This window comes from Cohnella lupini (assembly GCF_003386205.1).
In the GTDB taxonomy this organism is placed as follows: Bacteria; Bacillota; Bacilli; order Paenibacillales; family Paenibacillaceae; genus Cohnella; species Cohnella lupini.
In genome coordinates this window covers 82,940-102,218 of sequence record NZ_QRDY01000014.1, presented here as the reverse complement: position 1 = coordinate 102,218, position 19,279 = coordinate 82,940, and the positions used below count along the sequence as shown (strand labels likewise).

The window sequence follows — 19,279 nt, the reverse complement described above, 5'->3', positions numbered from 1 at the left end:
ACCTCCTTCCTACGTACGGAATGAAATCTCCGTATAGATTGAAAGAACGAAACCGATCATTTGCTGAAGTAGGCTGAAGAACAGCAAGACAAGGAATATGATGATTCCCATAACAAATAACGTAAGCAGCATCGTAACCAGAGTCTTAAGAACGGTATACTGATGCACGGTCATCGTTCCGATAAACAGCAACCAGACGAACCATAACACAGAGAGAGAATCTATCATGTAATAGAAGGCCGATTCCCGCAAAGTAATGACATTGCTGATAAGGATATTGCCGAACCGCATCAGAACCAACGGCAGCAGCGCATAACCGGTCGTCATGACAATCTCCCTGAACTTCCCCTCCCCGTCCATCAAGGTCGTAAGGGACCAGTTCGCCACACACCATAGGAAGAAGGGCAGCACAATAACCTGCAGCTCATATATACTATTTAAGTCATATGGATAGTTGAAATTCACGACAAATCCCGCGTACTGCCGCAGCAATATCGTCGCAATTGTCAGTAACAGCAAAATACCGAGCGCAACGCGCAGCTTGCCTTTATTCTCATACTTCAAATCCCAGAACCCTTGAAAAGGGTGAAGCAGCACATAAAATGGGGTTTTGGTCATCTCACGTAACATTTGACTTCACCTTCCCTCTCGTCCGTCTTCTGAGGATCTTGAACGACCACAACCCTACGCCGAAGACGATAACGGTTGTCATCCCTAGGCCGAAGTTTTCACGCACAAACTCTTTGCGGTATTTGCCGAACGCCTTGGAATAATACTCCCTGTCGTAACCGAACTTCAAATATTCCAGCGCCTGCTTGTACTCTCCCTGACGAAGCAGCCCTTTGCCGATGCCGGCATATGCGATCTCATTGTTAGCATCAAGACGGAGCAGTTCTCTCCACAGACCCTCCGCTTCGTCGTACTTGCCTGAGACCAGCAAGTCATTCGCTTCATTGACCAAGGTGCCGTAGCGGGTCGGTTTAAACCGTGTTATCTGATCCATATCTCTATCCAAGACTAGGAATTGGTCGCCTCTGCGCTCTACTGCGACAGGTGTCCTAAACGTCCCCTCCTGCTCGCCCATGCGACCGAATATATACATCAGATTGCCGTCCTGATCATAGGTGAATATACGGCCTTTTCTTGAATCGAGCGCGCTGTATACGCCGTTCTCCCCAACCTTGACATCGATCAGCAGCGAGCTTTGGCTTGCGGCACCCGAATAAATGTCCCCCATCGGATTGAAATAGCCTTTGCGCCGCATCACATCTTCCCCGCTTGGGTTCAGTCGCTTAATGGGATCCTTGGAGGTGAGTTCGGCTGTCGTCGAATAGATAAACCCTTCACTGTCCATATCCAGGTTGTTGAATTCGAGCGGGATGAACTGGGCCAGCTTGCTTCGCTGCTCTTTCGTTGATAGCCGCTTCCAGAAATAGTCCCACGCATTAAATTTCACCCGGTTCGTCCCCATAAAACCGGTGAACGATCCATCCGCATCCATCTCGATAATGCCGTCGAAGACACCTCTGCCGATAACAAAAATCCGGCCCGCATTGTCTACCGCGACTTTAAGCGGGTAATATTGAAAGTTTGGACCGATGACCTCCGAACGAGGAGCACCGATCTCACGGACAAACGCTCCTTCGCCCGTCAGTTCCACCACACGCCGATTTTCCGTATCGGCGACATAAATATGATTGTTCTTCGTCACGAATAGGCCTTGCGGACTGGTGAACTGTTCCTGCTTGCCATCTCGGACAAATCCCCGGATTTCCCGTACAACCTCCCATTGTTCATCGAAGACGACAATGCGCCGATTGCCAGCATCGAGCACATAGAGCAAGCCGTCCGCTGCGACATACATGTCCGTTGGGTCCTTGAACTTGCCGATTGCAAGCATGCTGCCGTCAACAATCCCCGCCGGGACATAAGCATTCGGAACGTTAACCGCTGCTCCCCAATACGAGTAATTGTATCCCTCGTAAGGAGCGGCTTCGGCTTGAAGCGGCGAAGCGAATAAGCTTAATGAAGCAAGCACAATCGCCGTTATACCCATTGACTGAATGAACTTCATTGCTATCCCTCCGCCCTATTCCTTCATTCCGGAAGTTGCCATCGTCTGAATGATTTGGCTCTGGGTGATGATGAACAGCACCATTGGAACGATCATCAAGAGCAGCGCCACCGCCGCCGCCACACCTGCCCGGGCAATTCCTCCAAGAATAATTTGCCCCATCGCATAGTGCATTGTCTTAAGCTCCTCGCTGTAGATAAAGTTACCGCCGTCTGTCGCCCATAACATCTGGAACAATAGAATAATGAGCGTAAACCACGCCGGCTTGACCAGCGGCATAACGATCTTCCAGAACACGCGGTACTCGCTGGCTCCGTCGATTTTGGCCGATTCGATCAAGGCTATCGGAATCTGTTCAATAAATTGCTTCATCAGATAGAGCCCAAGCGGGAACGCAAACGCCGGAACAATGACAGCCCAATAGGTGTCTATCCACCCAAGCCAGGACATCGTCATATAGTTCGGAATCGCAGTCACCTGCGGCGAGAACATGAGCGACAGAACGACGATGGAGAACAAGGTGCCGGATCCAATGAATTTGTATTTCGCCAACGGGTAGGCGGCTGCCGAGGCGAGCAACACGTGCCCTACGGTTCCAGCCAACGTAATAAATACGGTATTGAAAATGTACCGCGAGAAGGGTACCCACGATTTGGCCATCAGATGAAACAGATCGGGAAAATTGTTGAACGTTGGGTTTCGAACAAATAGGGTAGGAGGAAACAGGAACAATTCATCGAGCGGCTTGAAGGCGTTGTTGATAACATAGATCAATGGAATCACCATGAAAGCTCCAAACAAGCCTAGTAAGAGAAACAGTAAAACGTCTACCTGCCACGAGCGGTTGATCCTTCTTTCCCCGCCCCATCTGAAATTAAGCGTCATTTTCACTGATCCTATTCACCCACCTTGCTGAGCAGCTTCTGAACAATTAAGTTGGTGCCAAGCATAATGATGAACAGAACGGTGGCGATCGCGGAGGCGTAGCCCATCTCGAAGCGGAGCGTACCGTAATCGATCAGGTGTGTGACGACTGTATGCGCCGAATACTGTACGCTCGGAAAGCCTGCCAAATTCATTGCTACTTCCGCTACCGCCAACGAAGATGTAATTTGAATAACTGCCCCGAACATCAGCTGCGGCCGCATGGAAGGCAGCGTGATATACCACAGTTCTTGCCAGCGGTTGCGGATGCCGTCCATCGCCCCGGCCTCGAACAGCGTCTTGTCCACCGTTTGCAAACCGGCTATGAAAGCCAGGAAACTGGTCCCCAGGCTGAGCCACAGCTGCACAACAATAATAATTCCGAGCGTATATTGCGGATTTTGAAACCAGAGGATCGGTTCGTTGATAAACCCGAATCTCATCAGGAAGCCGTTCACAATACCGTAAGAATCGCCGGAGAACATGATTTGCCAGATGAAATAGATATTCCCGGAAATCGACGGTCCATAAAATACGAGCGTCATAAGGGCCCGAGCTTTCGGGCGCAGCTCGTTGATCAGCCAAGCGAACACAAAGCAGGCAATGTAACTGATCGGACCGGTAATGACGGCGAATATAATCGTATTTTTCAAAGCAATGAGAAAGACATCGTCGTCAAGCAACAACCGGGTATAGTTGCTCCATCCCGCCCAGCGCGGAAACTCCAGCATGTTGAAATACGTAAAACTGATGAGCACTGACAGCACAACCGGAAGCACGGTGAATAGAAAGAATAGAACCATATATGGCGCCATTAGCACATAAAGATGTTTGTCGTTCTTTAATCGGATCATTGTAGACTTGAGCTTGCCAGGTTTGGACTTGGCGCCAATACCTCTCTGACGCGAAGGCTCGTTGACCATTGTCGGCAATGCATCAGAATGCCGCAATCTGTTCACCTCCGACTCTGATTCAGATTGATTTCTTGTTGCTTGAATTCAAGCTCTCGATTGATCTCTTCTACATAATCGTACAAGGCATCCCTCGTATTCGTCTTGTTATTGGTCACTTCCCTGAAGGCATTGTCGAGACTGCGCCCGGTATAGTAGCCACCTGGCACTTCCGGTATTCCCTTCACCCACTGCCATTGCTGTTTCAAGTTCCGAATATCTTCGGTCGGCCAAGGCAGTTCCTCCAGCGCTTCGATATTCGCGGTCGGATAACGTGCGGATGCACCCAGCAACGCTTCCATCTCTCTTCCAAAGCGAACCTGCGTATCTTTGCTCGTCCACCACTTCATAAACTCCCAAGCGGCATCCTTATCCTTGGCCTGATTCAGCATAATCACGGCCGATCCGCTACCCGAGACGTCACGTCTAATCGTTCCGTCGGACTGCATAATCCCCGGAACAGGGACAAATCCCCATAGACCTCTTATTTCAGGTGCAGAAACAGACAACGTATTGTAGAAATTATAATCGGTTATGGCCATCGGAATTTCACCTGTTCTAAACCGTGTCGGCAAATCAAACACGAGCGGTAATTTATAGTTGACGTAAATATCCGTCCATTTCTTGAAGGCCTGCATGGAAACTTCCGAATCCAATGCGCTCGATTCTCCGTCCTTGTTGTAAAATTGCCCATCCAACTGGTACAGCAACATAGCGAATGCCTTGCTTGGTTCAAGTACGGAGACGCCCGTTGTTGCCGGAACGGGGAGAGCAAATTCCATTTGCTGCTTTTTCAACACCGGGATGATGTTGTAAACGTCTTCCCATGTTTGCGGAACATTCAACTTGAGATCTTCCAGAATATCCTTACGGTAAAATAGCATCGGGAACAATTGCTGCTCCGGCAATCCATAGACGGCACCCCGGAACTTGTAGGGGGTAATCGCACTATCGAGAAACCGGCTAGCCACCTGTTCGTAATCACTGAATTGTGTCAAATCGACAATCGCATTGCGCATCCCGTAGTTTACCGGAATGTCATTGGCGATTTGCATGGCAACATCGGGTCCTTGCCCTGACAATGTGGCGGGCATAAGCACATTCGGATTGACCAGCTTCAAATCAACGCTAATTCCTGTCTGCGTTGTAAATGTATCGTCAGTCATCGCTTTCAACACCTGAGCCTGATCACGTCCGGCCGTACCGACCCACACCGTAACAACCCTTTCATTTTCACTCGTATTCCCGATGCTGTTATAGTCTGTGGAGAATGAACTGAACAAGGTAGTTAGTTCGTGTTTGACTTTGCTTGCAAAGGACGCTGCCGCTTTCGGCATCTTCTGCTCAGGGGAAGCGAGAACGATATAGTCGATTTCCAAAGGCTGCTCTCTAACCTGCATAATCCAGGTTCCCAGGCCGCCGACATTGGTTTTAAAGGATTCCATGCGAGTTTGCACCGACTCGGGCTTTTTGGCCAAATCCTCTAACTGGTAAGCCATTTTGGTCAGAATCGCAACCTTATCGCTTTTCTCGCCCGTGATCTCGATCAGTTGATTGGAAACGCTATACAGAATTTCGCTGTGCTTTTGAAAAACTTCGGTCATCTCGGGAATTCTTTGGACCAGATTGTAGTCCCGGAACGGATCCGGAACGCTGCCGGTAATCATACGAATTTTGCGGTACATGTCATTGAGCTCCAGAATGCTGGCTTGCACCTGAAGAATAAGCGGCGCAATCGAACCGAGGCTGACCTCCAGCTTCAATTCATGACTCCCTGCCGTCAGATAGAACAGATACGGCTCCTGCACGTTGCCCAGCGTAATCATCTTCCAATCGCTCGAATAGTTGAAAGAGATTTCCTTCATTTCCTGAAAGGGGATTTCATTATCAATGTACAAGGTTCTAGTCGAGTACACCCCGCGCAACAATTCCTGCCTGCTCTTCAAACCCAGTTTGTAAAGACCATCCGCAGGCACATCGATCTTCCACGTTATCGTATCGCCCGGCAAACGCCAGTTATTACCGCCTATTGTATTGATACGAATCTGCGAAACCGACTTCGGCTGGGTGCTCGGACTGGAACGGTCCGTGGTCGGATACAGGATCGGCGAAGATTTGTAGATCGCGTCCTCACCCTGCACTTTAATCAGCCGGCCATCCGCCTCTTGAAGGCCCTGCTCCCGATAGCGTTGCTTTATCTCTTCGTAAGTGGGCGGCTCGTCGATTTGGCCGATTTCAATCGTGTCGACAATGACCGGCTCCTTCATGGAAACCAGCGTAAGGGTATGCTTGCCGGATGATAGATAAAAGGCATATGGCTCCGCGTGATAGCCTTCCGCATCCCGGAAAGGAAGTTCCTGCCAGCCGGAGGTTTCGATTTGGCGGGGGCGGATATCATTCCCTTGGTTATCCTGTTCGACTTGCGTCTTCTCGTTCGTCCAAATTCGCGGAAAAAGGAAGCTTCTTGCGCCTGCGAACGGCAGAGCGCCGTCAATGAGCAGTTGCCTCTCCACGGATGACGATTTGCCTTCAATCGTGTAATAGCGAAGCGTCATATTGTACAGGCCGTCTTCGGGAACCGATACCTCCCACGAGATGGAACCCGTGTCGTAGGTCTCGACAAAGCTCCCCTGTCTGTCTCCTGCCGTGCTTATTTCCCTCGGCTCCGCGCCGTCGAACCGGCTGTAATCGCTGCCGTGAATCACGATTTGATGGTCTGGTCTGCGCGCATCCTGATGCTGCCGCAAATAATGGTCATAGCTGTCCGCTTGCAAAGCTTCTATGCTCTCCAGTTGAATGGACTTGTTCTCACCCGCCGCATGAACCTGCCGCCAGCTGTTTTTCCCTCCTTTAATGGGAAACACAATCGTGCACAGGATTGTCAGCGCGACGGCAATGCGAAACGTTTTAGTCATGATCAACGCATCCCCTGCCTGCAGAAATATTTATCGCCTTGGCATGTACGACTCTAGAAGCAGAATGCCCGGACAGATTGCCCGGGCATTCTGCTCCCATTTGTTCCCGGTTTCTAGTTGCCCTTCACTATTTTGTCCGTACTAGCCTGCATCGTCGGAAGCACTTGTGCGATCCCTGCTGCCGGCGTTACTTTTCCATCTACGACATCTCTGTACAGCTGCCCCATTGCTTCTTCGATTCCGAACCCGCTAATCAGTTCGTACTTCGCAATCTTAAACGTATTCATAGCTTCGTTGACGGAATCTTCATCGCTGAAATAGGATTCAGCGAGCGTGCGATTGTCCTCGTCGATGGTATCGAAATTTTGCAGGTCTTCCCAAATCTTGTAGACGGTCTTCGGATCTTCAACCCCGCGAGGAATCGCATATACGTGCATTTGGTTCAGTCCCATAACGAAATCGGCGCTTTTGGCTTTTGGCCCATTCGGCCATGGAACGAAGCCGTATCCATCTTTCATGTTAGCCAGGAAACGAGGCTCAATTTCAAAAATCCCTGTTGGATAGAACGCAACTTTTCCTTCTGTGAAATATCTCGCAGGATCCTCCCAATCGTTACCTTCATCGCGTTTGAATACTTTGTATTCATTGTACAGTTTGTTCTGGAACTCAAGAGCTTCTATGACTTCAGGAGAATCGGCAACAACCTTCTGTGTTGTCTCGTCGTAAAGGGAACCGCCGTTAGCATAAATCAAAGGAGTACCTACTGAATGGGCAGAACCGGTAAGCCCCCACTGATCAATCTCGCCGCTGCCGCTTTTGCTTATCGTCAGCTTTTTGAGCACATCAACGAAGGTGTCCCAATTCCACGTACCATTTTTAATGTCTTCCTCCGGCGTCGGAAGACCGGATTCTTCAAAAATCCGCTTGTTATAGAGCAAGCCTTTATTATCGAAGAGTGGCGGAGCAGTCAGGAAGCCATACGTTTTGCCTGTCCCATAGCTGGCTGCCTTGATTATCTCATCGGAGAGTTTGGTCTCTTCCTGGACATTCATATAATCATCCAGTGGTACAATGTATCCTCCCTTAATCAGAGTCTGTGGAGTATTCGAGGGTATGTACACGATATCTGCAAGTGGCGCCCCAGCCATAACGGAGGTAGTGATCTTCTCGGCATAAGTGTCCCAATCCGTATTGACGTACTTAATCTTGACGTTATATTTTTTCTCGACTTCACTTATCCGCTTCAATCTTTCTTCGCCAGCAGGCGTATCCGCATTCGGCGTATCGTCCCACCAGTGTGAGATAACGATTTCCCGCCCGCCCAAGTCGTAGGTTTCTTCTGCGGGAGCTACTTCGGATGCGGAAGGTTCGCTGCTAACCGGAGCTTCAGCGGTCGCGCTTTGGGAGGCTGGAGTCGTTTCCGCGGCGCCGTTGTTATTGTTTCCGCTGCTGCAAGCAGCCAAAGAAAATACCAAAACAAGGAAGAAGGTAAGTAATGAAAGCGATTTCGATTTACTCATTTGATATGCACCCCGCGTCACTTTTTTTGTGATGAGACATTAATGGAATACTTTTGTGTTTTAGTTAAATAATGTAATTAAAAACGCAAAGTATGACCTCTCCTAAGACCACTATGTCTATTAAGGCAATTCACCTAAAGTTACATCTCACTCACCCCCTCTAATTCCCCGCATTTATTAACCGCTGCTGCCCCGTACAATTAATTTGGAAGGCACAACCACCTGTACCGGGGTATCTCTGCCCTTGATCTGATCGAGCAGCAGCTTTACCGCCATTCTCCCCATGAATTCAGGCTGAATTCGGATCGTTGTCAGTGGAGGACTCACATACTCGGCCATGTCGATATCGTTGAAACCGACGACTGCTACATCTTCCGGTACGCGCAATCCCACCTCCTTGACTGCGTGCATCGCACCAATCGCCAGCGCATCGTTGGCCACGAAGAACGCCGTTGGCAAATCACCCTTCTGAATGGCTTCGTTCATCATTCTGATGCCCTCGGTTGTCCACCACCCCCCGACATAAACATACTCGGGATTGAACAACTCCTGTTCCTTCATGTAGCGTTCATAGTGGAATTGCCGTTGATCTTTGCCATAGGTACGACTGCCCCCGATATAGCCGATCTTCGTGTGCCCCAAAGCGGAAAGATGATCCAACGCAAGCTTCGTTACCCGCTCGAAATCTATGACGACCGAATCAAAGCTTTCCACATCCGGTGACGAATCAATAAACACGACATTGTTAATTTGCTTGACCTGCTGCAGATTAAAGTCGTAAGGTCTATCGATGAAAATGACGCCGTCCACATCCCCGAAATTCATATCCGGTGTTTCGTACATCGACATCCTGAATTTGTCGGCCGTCCGGATACCAGATGCCACGCATTCCTTCTCAATCCCCTGTCTAATCGCATGAAAATAATGATCGACTTCTTCCTGATCTTCTGTCAAAAACATCACGGTACCGATTTTGATATTCGAATTATCGTTCAATTCAGTCGTATCCTTGTTGCTCGACGTTTTGCGATTACGCGGTGTCCTGTAGTTCAGTTCCTCAGCAATCGCAAGTATACGTTGTCTGGTTTCAGCGGATACCGACAGCGTGTTGTCCCTGTTGAGTACCCGGGAGACGGTCACGCTCGACACACTTGCTAATTTTGCTATATCGCGAATAGTTGCCATGATTTCACCCTCCCTATAAAGGAAATTAATTTTTTATTGTAAATGATATCACGAAAGTTATCTATTAAAGTACATCCTGTACAATATTCAGTGAAATAATATTTATTTCAGTGTTACAATCATATCAGCACCTTGCTTTATACGCAACCATTTTTACATTTTCATGCTGAAAAGCGCTTTCTTCTTGATTTTATCATTAGTTTTAGTCTAAAATCAAAATAATATTTCTTTTTTCACTCAATTATTTTATATTCATTAAGTAAATATTCACTAAAGTGAGGCGAATAGAATTGGCATTGTTGTATGACAAAGAAACATCTCGCTGGCTTCTTCAAGGGACAACCTTATCGTATGGCTTGGGCATTCATGAGAACGGCACTTTGCAGCATCTTTACTATGGTTCCAAAATTCCTTTTATAACAGACCTGCCTGCTCCGAATAAAGCAGCGATCCACCATTCATCCTTCGAGCCCTCGGGGGGCATCATTCAGCAGGAATTTCCGGCATGGGGTGGGATGTACTACTACGAGCCTTGTCTGAAAGCAACCTTCCCGGATCAAGTTCGGGACACCAGGTTAGTGTACAGCGAACATCGGATGGTCGAAGGCGACGAATGCGAAGAACTGATCATTGTATTGAAGGACACTGTCTATCCGCTGCTCGTGCATCTGCATTACCGTCTCTTTCCTAAGCACGACATCATGGAGCGATTTGCCGTAATCGAAAATACAGGCGAACAGCCGATTAAATTGGATCAATCACTTTCGGCGACATGGCATGTGCCCAGAGGCGATCATTACAGACTGACTCATCTAGCGGGCAAATGGATCGAAGAAACCCAAATTTATCAGGACGAGATCACCCCAGGGAAAAAGATAATGGAGAGCAGACGCGGGAATACCGGTTGTCAGGCTAACCCGTGGTTTGCCATCGATCGGGGAACTGCAACAGAGGATTACGGCGAAGTATGGTTTGGAGCGCTCGCGTGGAGCGGCAACTGGAAAATTGCGGTCGAGTACAGCCCGTTCAAGCTGCTGCAGGTAAGCGGCGGGGTACATGACTTTGACTTCTCTTGGCATCTGGCCGGTGGGACCACGTTCCAGACGCCTGCTTTCGTAGGCGGTTTTACTAGAGGGGGCTTCGGTGAAGCGAGCCGCAATTTCCATCGTTACCAACGCGAACACGTACTGCCTAAGCCGAACTCCGAAGGTTTGCGTCCCGTATTGTACAATTCATGGGAAGCAACCTACTTCGATGTCAACGAAGAAGGACAGACGAAATTGGCTGAGAAAGCGGCAGATATGGGTGTGGAGTTGTTCGTTATTGACGACGGCTGGTTTGGCGAGCGCAATCATGACCGCGCCGGACTCGGCGACTGGACGGTCAACCCGGCGAAATTTCCGAACGGACTAAAGCCGCTCATCGACAAAGTAGAAGCGCTTGGCATGAAGTTTGGCATCTGGGTTGAACCCGAGATGGTGAATCCGGATAGTAACCTGTACAGAGCCTATCCGGATTGGGTTTATCATTTCCCTAACCGTCCGCGTACAGAGAGCAGAAACCAATTGGTACTCAATGTCGCCAAATTAGAGGTGCAGGCCTTTATTGGCGAAATGATGGATAAATTACTGAGCGAGAACAATATCTCGTTTGTGAAATGGGATATGAATCGCTCCCTCAGCGAAGTCGGCTGGCTGGAAGCACCGACGGAAATCCAAAAGGAAATATGGGTACGTCACGTACAAGGGCTGTACAACATTCTCCATAATCTGCGCGCCAAACATCCGGAGGTCGCCTTTGAGGCATGCTCCGGCGGGGGCGGACGGATCGATCTGGGCATCATGCAACTAACCGACCAAGTGTGGACAAGCGACAATACCGATCCCTATGAGCGCCTCTTCATCCAAGAGGGATATTCGTTCGCGTATTCTGCCCAAGCGATGATGTGCTGGGTTGCCGATGCAGGCAAGTGGGTGAGAAACCGTGCGGCTTCCGTCTCTTACCGGTTCCATTCCGCCATGATGGGCTCACTGGGCATCGGCGGCAACTTGCTGAACTGGTCCGAGGAGGAGCTAGAGGAATCACGCCTCTGGGTGAAGGAATACAAGGCGATCCGCCACATCGTTCAGAAGGGCGACCAATATCGCTTGATCTCGCCAAGAGCGGGCAATGCGACCGCTGTGCAGTACGTAACAGCCGATCGGCGCGAATCCGTGCTCTTCGCACTGATGCATTCGCAAAAATTTCAAAACCCGTTCCCTCGTGTCTATTTACGCGGTCTGAAACGCGATGCTCTCTACCAAGTCTCCGGCTTCGAGCAGCCGTTAAGCGGAAGCGCGCTGATGAATCGGGGGATTGATCTCGACCTGCGGTCAGATTTGGCCAGCAAACTGGTTAAAATTACGGAAACCTCTTGATTCAACTTGACAGGTACGTTAACTCCAAGATATGAAGCATTAATAGAAAATGGGACAAAAACGGCCTGTTTGCAAGAAAAATGGCAAGGTTTGTGAGACAACAATGACTAATTATTTGGGATATTCGGTTGAAATGACATAGTAAACGAGATTAGCTTTGAGACAAAATAAGAGGCTGTCTCAAAAGTAAGAATTAGCTCACTTTGAGAGTTCAGCTCTCTCGAGGAAAAAACGTGTGAATTGAAAAATGACGGCGTAGGAAGCCTATCCCTGCGCCGTCATTTCGTATTTTTGATTGACTGCTGCCTTCTTTAGCAAATTGTGGGCAAGCGAAAGCCATCCGACCTCAGCTTCTCTCTTGCTTGCTGTTTGAATTGCTGATACCTCAAGCTAACGCTAATTTCCCGATTCCCTTGCGCCTTCTTGCATGCTATCTTGAGTGGGCAGTCTTCGCAGTTCTCGCTTCGATAGTGCCTCTTTCGAATTTCATATCCGCTTTCCGTCGTTTCCTTACTTTCATAGCGAGAGTTTAGCTTGCGGCCAGCCGCGCATGTCCATGTATCTTCCGTTTCGTCGTACTGCCAATTGTCGAGTTTGCTGATATTTTTCTGCCATGATCTGACGGGAAGAGTAGATCCGCTGTGTATAGGCGTAGATGATAACTTTGGTAAGCATCTTGGGGTGATAGCTGTCTCGTCCGCCACCGGGATAGGCAGCAGCGAAGAGGCTGTCGTCGATTCGATTAACAGCTTCGTTGACGACACGAACGAGGTGTTTTGAAGGGATATCTTCCTCGAGATCCATTGGCAGGGTAAGTTGGTCCATGGTATATTGAATGTACAAAGAAACCTCTCCTTTAGTAATGGTTGCTCGACACTTCCATTTTACTAAAGAACGGTTTCTTTTTGTTTGTCTAACTAAAGACAAAAGGGCTTGCCCCTTAGGTCAAATTTTTGACCTTTTGGGACAGCCCCTTCTCTAATTATCGTTGCGTGAAGTAGGACATCATGGCTTTGTTCATGGCGAATCGCACGGCAGACTGGAAGAGCGTCAAGTTATCGGCCAAGCCGAGCGAAGCGAGCGGAGCGACGGCTGACATGATGTTAAGAATTTGGAATCCGAGTTCGTTTCGGTAGACGTCCCATAAGGCATCCCAAGTATCTCCGGCGTCGTAGCCCGCTTGCACCAACTGGATGCACGCCGGGATCCAGTTCCAGCCGAGCCGTTGCATGATCTTCGCGAGATCGTCGGCCTCCCATCCCGCTTCCCGCATAATCGCGAACGGGATGCCTTCCTTGAGGTCGGTCAGCATCGCGCTGATCGCGCTGTCGAGCTCGTCGTTGATGAAGCTTACCCCGATATCCGCCACCTCTTTGAGAGCGAGGTAAACCTGCCAATCGGAAAAGTATTTGGTGCCGCTGGTCGTTTTCGCGATCTTCATCGAATAACCGAGCTCGACGAGCGTCAGTTCCGAATGCCTGGATATCTCGGAGGCAATCTTCTCAAGCGTCCAACTTTGAGAAGGCTTGGCTCCCCAGAGATCTTCCACGTAATACTTCGGATCTTCCTTCGTTGCCTTGAGCGCTTCGACCGAATCGCCGAGCTCCGTCCAGCCTGCCTGATAGAGATGAGTGATCATCCACGCACGGCTTTCGTCCATCGCGTACCCGATGACGGCTGCTTTCTCGATCGGAAGGTTCAACGAGCGCATAGCCGTGTAAATCTGCGCGTTCTCGGCTTCGCTGTCGACCGCGCGTCCGATGTCCTCGAGCGAATAGCCGAGCGACATTAGATTTTGTATGACGCTTTTCCAGTCGTAGCCCCACTGAAGTCGAAGGAGATGGTAGGCGTTCTCCGGCCGCAACCCCAGGCTGCGAAGCTGCGCGATGGCTGTAGCGTCTCCCTTGCCGAATTCCGAGTCCAGCATGACATCGTACAGAATCGTGTAGAAGTAGCCGGCTTCCTTCATCGCGACGAGAATGTCGCCCTGCGATTTGCTCGGCAACGCGCGCTTGAGCGCCAAATACGTCTGCAACGGCGTTTGGTTTAACTTGGACAGCTCAGTCGCGACCTTCGACAAGTCGCCGTTGCCGTACAGTTGCACCAGGACGAGCGCGTATTGTTCGGCGGTCTCGCCGTGGAAATCGTGGCCGATCGCGTAGAGAACGCCCGTTTGCGAATAACCGGCTTGAATCATCAGCCGCGCGAGCTCCATGCCGTCGTCGATGTCGAAGCTCTGCTGTAAGTGAATGACCACGTCGGAAGAGGGCATATTTCTTTTCGTTTGCAGCATGGCGACGTAAACCTCGATACCCGATCGGGCGAAATACGCGCCGACGGCGTTGATGACTTCCTTATCGTTGGAGAACGAGCGAACTTGCAGCAATTCATCCAGCGTATCGACGGCGTTTAACCCGTAGACGCGGGAGAGAATGCCAATCGTGTCGCTTAGCGAAACGCTCAGCGTTTGCAGTACGTGAATGGCATACTTCGGCGTACGGACGTCGGATGCGCGCAACGTCGCGTCCAATCTGTCCGTTACCTCCGGAAAGACGGTCGCTATGACGTTGTCCATCGTCGATACGGCGTTGGCCGAGTAAATATACCCTTCGCAATACGCTTGGAAAATTGCGGCGATCACGTCTTCCCGCGAATAGCCGGCGGCGGCAAGCCCTCTGGCCATCGCGACGGGATCCTCGACGCCCAAAGAGCTCTTGAGATTCGTGGCTGCTTGCGTCGCCGTAGCGGTGTTGCGATCGTGCATCTCTTTGGCCAGCGCGGCGAAAGGATCGACGCCGAATACCTCCCCGACCGCTGCCTGGATATCCGCACCGTCATATCCGTTGACGGTAGCGGTCAGCAACTCCGTTACCTGCCTGATAATCGCATCGGTCGTGCCTCCGCCGAACAAATTGCGCAACGCCATTGTCACTTCGTTCAGGCTGTAGCCGAGGTTTTTCAAGCCGAACGCGATCTCGCTTAATTGAACGCCGCTCTTATACATCATAAATCTTGCGACCTCGACCGGGTTATAGCCTGCGTTCTTAAAGCTAACGGCGTTCAGTTGCAAACCGTCGGCGATCTGGTACGTCGTATATCCCGCTGCGGCAAGATCATGGATCAAAATCGTCGTGTCCGTATGGCCGTATAACTCGGACAAAATGGTTTTTACCGTGTAAATTCGATATAAATCGGGGATGTAGGAGCCCCGTAAAGCGCGAATCGCCTCGATCGGAGTTGCCCCGTAAAGGTCCTTCAGCACTTCGCCCACGAACAATATGTCCGACTGGCTACCTTGATAGAGCCTCGTGTCGTTCAGCACTCTGAGCATGTCGGCCATCGTCGCCCCGCTCGTTTCTTTCATCGCGCGAACCGTGTCCAGCTTGGTGAAGGCCGCTTGCAAGTCAGTGGCGAGGTTGTAATTGTTGGCGAGTCCCGCTCCGATCAGAAACCCGGCGATTTCCGCAACGGAATAACCCGGAATCGGCTGGTTCGTCTCCGTATTGGTACCTCCCAGGGCGAGCAGCTTGACAAAGTTCGCATTGGTAGAGCTCCGGTAAACCTTGTAGGAAAGGGAATTAAGCACGGACCTCAAGCTGGCAAGCTGGAAGCCCACCTCTCGCAATTCGATGATCGCGTTGCTCGCTTGTTGCTCGGTCAGCGTGCTCGATGGCGCAAGGAACTGCAGGAGCTCGCTCAGATTGAAGCCCGCCTGGCCGAGCGCGTAGGCGATCGTCTTTTGCCCGTCTTGCTTCGTGAGAGCCGTCGGAATACCGAATTGCGCAAGCATTTCGGCGTTTTGCAGGAGCGTCCCGCCGTACGTCCGTCGAACCGCGTCCGCGGCTTCGCCGATCTCGACACGAGGAAGATCATTATAAATCGGCGGGTCCGTTACGAGCAATTGCGACATTAGGTCGTTCCTCGACTGAACGTCGCCGTGCGCTTTCAATTGGCCGGCGATTTCGACCGCCGAAAAGCCGCCGCGGATCATATGCTGGGCGGTGTAGTTGACGCGACCGCCGGAGGCCGAGAAGAAAAACTCGTAAAACTCCTTGGCGTTATACGCGAACTTCATCGCCGATTCGATAGGCACCACGTAACGCAAACCGCTAAATACATCGCCGGTCGAATAGCCTGCTCCCCGGAGCGCAAGAGCCATTTCCTTAGGCGTCGCGCCGTAATCGAGGTACAGCATGTCGCCCACGTCAACGGCGGCGTACCCGTTATCCTTGAGAAGCGCCGCGATTCTGTCCGGATCGTCGCCATAGACGTTCTTCAGCGTTAGGCCCGCGCGGCTGGCGTCGATGCCCGCCGCTTTCATTGTCGTGGCGGCTTGACTGTCGTCGTTTCCGTATACCTCTTTAAGCACCTGTCCCACGTCGTTGGAGAAGCTTGTTATCGTATTCAATATTTCCACGGCGCGTACATTCGTCGTGTCGTAATATTTCCGCAACGATTCCGTCAGCTTGGCGTTCGGGAAGAACCAACTGATATCCGAGACTTGCTCGTCGGTGTAGCCCGCCTGATGCAGCGCCCTTACCCAATCGTCGGATTCGCCGTTTAAGTATGCGAAGTTTTTGCCCAAGTTGTTGACGTTCAGGATGCCGGCTTCCTTCATGCCAAGCAACAGATGATAGACGCTGATGCCGCTCGGCAAAAGCATCCCTGGCATGTTCTCGTTGCTGATCCCGTACACGGTATTCAGTGCTTTAATAAGTCCGTTCGTGTTGTAGCCGCCTTCGATCAGCGCCTTGGCGGCGGTACTTGCGTCCACTCCCGCGTTGTCTTTCAGATCGGTTGCGGCGTCGACGGCCGTCATGCCGAGCATCCGATCGTAAGCCGCTCTACCGCTAGGCGCGCTGCCGTCGGTAAAGATTCGGTGGGTTAACGCTGGCAGCACCTTGCCATCGGCCGATCGGATCGCTCCCGGCATGTAGCCAAGCTCCAGCGCATTCGGATGTACCGCCGTGCCGAGCGTCAGCTCGATCCGGGTCTTCGTTTCCGACAGCGATACTCCCTCTATCGAGACTGGCGCGCCGGAATCCGCAAGCGAGAAGCCCGAGGGCGATTCAGGCAAATCGGCAAGCGGTTTGCTGAACGATATAATCAGTTTCGTCAAATCCGGCGTCACTAAGGCACCGGTGACGGCGGGCAGATCGGGAACAAAGACCGTCTTGCTTCCTCCGAACGTATATCCCGGCATGACGAGCGATAAGGAATACGTGGCGCCGCCCGTCAAGAAGCCGTCCGCCCGATAATTCGCTCCTTCATCCGCGCTGCGGAGCTTGGATACGAGCGCGGGCATGCCGTCTTCATTCACCATGACGACGTTCGCGATCGTCATGTTCGGAACCGCCGGCGTAAACTTCAGATCGAAACCGGCTGCCGACGGACTGCTTACCGTTACCGACACCGGCGTCACGACCGGCCCGCCGCCCGAACCCGGACCTGTACCCGAGCCCGGACCCGAGCCCGGACCCGAACCTGGGTTCGAACCCGAGCCGGAGCCCGAATTCGAACCCGAGCCGGAGCCACCCGAGCTCGAGCTCGAGTCGGAACCCTCCACGGCCGATCCGCCGATTTGGGCGGAAATGCCGTCCGCCACGATCATCTGATCCGGCTTTTGCTCGATCGTCACGCCGGCAACCGTAACGGACGCGGTGCCGATTTTGCCGTCTCCTTTGATCGTTGCCGCCGCGTCCGCGTTCACGACGCCGACTTGAACGTTCGCGTTCAACGTCACGTTCGCGCCGGCGGCTTTGTCCGTCAAGGTCAGACTGTCGACCTTGCCGCTCGTAACGGTCACTTGCGCGGCCGCCACGAGCACGACGTTCGGGAAGTCGCCGTCCAGCGTCACTTCCCCGGTCGTCGATACCGTTACGGTGCCGTAGCTCGCCCCGCTTCCGCCCGCTACCTGCAGCGTCGCTCCCGATTCGACCGTCACCTGATCGACGGCCGTCGAGCCCTCGATGACGACCCGGACATGTCCGTTCACTTTCGTCACGAATACGCGGGTCAGCGTCGAATCCAGAATGTGCACGCTGTTATGGCCGCCGCCTTTGACGGTCGTCGTCCCTTCGACGACGACGCGGTCGAGCGTAACGTCGCCTTCGCCGATTCCCTCTCCGAGCAGCAAATCCCCTTTGATCGAGACGTTTCTAAGAACGACGTTCGGTACGTTGATCGCCACGTCGCCCTCGATCGTCGCCGTCCCGGAAGCCGGGCCGTACGTTCCGGCTTTATCGATGGAGGCCGGCACGGTAGCGTTCTCCGGCACGGCGACATTCTCCGACGCGCGGGCCCGATCGAGAATAACGACCGTCTCGGCGCGCGTCAGCGACTTGCCGGGCTTGAACCGGTTGCCCTCGGCTCCTTTCATGATCCCCGCCGAGACGACGGCGCCGACGGCCTCGCGTCCCCATACCGCGATTTGCTTCGCGTCCGCGAACTTGGAGGCTTGCGCTTCGTTCGCCTTTGCCGACGTATCCAGCTTCAACAGGCGCGCAAGAATGACCGCCGCCTCTTCCCTCGTTATTGATGCTTCCGGCCGGAACAAGCCTTTGGCGTCTCCCTGCATGTATCCGGCTTCTTTGGCGCGCGCCGCGTCCGAAGCGTACCACTTCCCGTCCGGCACGTCCGCGAAGGAACCGGCCGCCGCCTTCGTATACCCATAAGCCCTGTTGACGATCGCCGCCAGCTCCGCTCGGCTTACGTCGGCGTCCGGACGAAAGCTACCGTCCGGAAAGCCGTTAATCAACCCGTTATTCAACCAAGCCTGAATGGCGGTCTTCGCCCAATGGCCGGCAATATCGGACGGTTCGGATTTCGGGTTTGCCGACTCGGCCCCTACCGCCGCGATGAGTTCTTCCAAAGCCTCGGATGCCGGAGCTTCCGCGTTAGCCCGTTCCGGAGCCGGAACGAATTGCGCAAGCAACGTTAAGACAAGCAAACACGCAACGAACCGAATTCCCCATCCTTGCATTTTACTTACCACTACAACTCCACCTTTCGAAATCCGCCTAAAAACGACGCTTTTTTCTCAAGCATACAAGCCTCCGGTAAAATACCGGTAAAATGGCTTGCATTTTGTCGAAAACCAGCCCCGAACACGGTAAAAAGGACGAAGCAGCCGTAACGCGCAGCTTCGTCCTTGTTATCCCTTACCCTTGCGATTAGTGACCGAATTACACGTTATGCATCATATCTGCCTAGCGATCGTTCTTTCATCCGCTTCCGCCGACTTTCGGTGCCACTCTTCGCCCGTTGGATCGTATTCCGCATTCGTCATTCACTC

10 protein-coding genes and 1 pseudogene are annotated in these 19,279 nt (G+C 52.0%); 1 reads left to right on the top strand and 10 read right to left on the bottom strand.

What is annotated here, in order from left to right:
* Positions 1-9: 9 nt before the first annotated feature.
* The 7 genes from DFP95_RS20315 to DFP95_RS20285 all read right to left on the bottom strand — a co-directional run bounded on the left by DFP95_RS20315 (position 10) and on the right by DFP95_RS20285 (position 9,568).
* On the bottom strand, positions 10-630 hold the full coding sequence (locus tag DFP95_RS20315) for a Yip1 family protein (RefSeq protein WP_115994518.1): 621 nt from the start codon (positions 628-630) through the stop codon (positions 10-12).
* Entirely contained in the window at positions 620-2,074 is a 1,455-nt protein-coding gene (locus DFP95_RS20310; protein ID WP_115994517.1) for a gluconolactonase, read from the bottom strand. Before DFP95_RS20310 ends, DFP95_RS20315 begins: the two co-directional genes overlap by 11 nt.
* Before the next feature lie 15 nt (positions 2,075-2,089).
* Positions 2,090-2,959 carry a carbohydrate ABC transporter permease gene (locus DFP95_RS20305; RefSeq protein ID WP_115994516.1) on the bottom strand — a complete coding sequence of 290 codons (870 nt, stop codon included), beginning with the start codon at positions 2,957-2,959 and terminating at the stop codon, positions 2,090-2,092.
* Between the two features lie 11 nt (positions 2,960-2,970).
* On the bottom strand, positions 2,971-3,852 hold the full coding sequence (locus tag DFP95_RS20300) for a carbohydrate ABC transporter permease (protein WP_245987784.1): 882 nt from the start codon (positions 3,850-3,852) through the stop codon (positions 2,971-2,973).
* Between the two features lie 101 nt (positions 3,853-3,953).
* The gene (locus DFP95_RS20295; RefSeq protein WP_115994515.1) at positions 3,954-6,863 is read right to left on the bottom strand and encodes an extracellular solute-binding protein; all 2,910 of its coding nucleotides are present in this window, start codon (positions 6,861-6,863) and stop codon (positions 3,954-3,956) included.
* Between the two features lie 113 nt (positions 6,864-6,976).
* Entirely contained in the window at positions 6,977-8,383 is a 1,407-nt protein-coding gene (locus DFP95_RS20290) for an extracellular solute-binding protein (RefSeq protein ID WP_115994514.1), read from the bottom strand.
* A 177-nt stretch (positions 8,384-8,560) separates the two neighbouring features.
* Positions 8,561-9,568, bottom strand: a complete 1,008-nt coding sequence (locus DFP95_RS20285; protein WP_115994513.1) for a LacI family DNA-binding transcriptional regulator — start codon at positions 9,566-9,568, stop codon at positions 8,561-8,563.
* Positions 9,569-9,858: 290 nt separating this feature from the next.
* Between DFP95_RS20285 and DFP95_RS20280 the strand changes: the two genes are divergently transcribed.
* On the top strand, positions 9,859-11,985 hold the full coding sequence (locus tag DFP95_RS20280) for an alpha-galactosidase (protein ID WP_245987776.1): 2,127 nt from the start codon (positions 9,859-9,861) through the stop codon (positions 11,983-11,985).
* 311 nt (positions 11,986-12,296) lie between these two features.
* On the opposite strand, the gene DFP95_RS29470 is transcribed toward DFP95_RS20280, so the two are convergent.
* The 3 genes and pseudogenes from DFP95_RS29470 to DFP95_RS20270 form a co-directional block, all read right to left on the bottom strand.
* Positions 12,297-12,689, bottom strand: a complete 393-nt coding sequence (locus DFP95_RS29470) for a transposase (protein ID WP_425453306.1) — start codon at positions 12,687-12,689, stop codon at positions 12,297-12,299.
* Positions 12,601-12,828 (bottom strand): annotated as a pseudogene (locus DFP95_RS29465) (transposase); the annotation flags it as partial. The pseudogene DFP95_RS29465 and the gene DFP95_RS29470, both read right to left, overlap by 89 nt.
* A 139-nt stretch (positions 12,829-12,967) precedes the next feature.
* Complete coding sequence (locus DFP95_RS20270) at positions 12,968-18,979, bottom strand: S-layer homology domain-containing protein (protein ID WP_115994512.1); 6,012 nt, start codon at positions 18,977-18,979, stop codon at positions 12,968-12,970.
* Between the last annotated feature and the right edge of the window lie 300 nt (positions 18,980-19,279).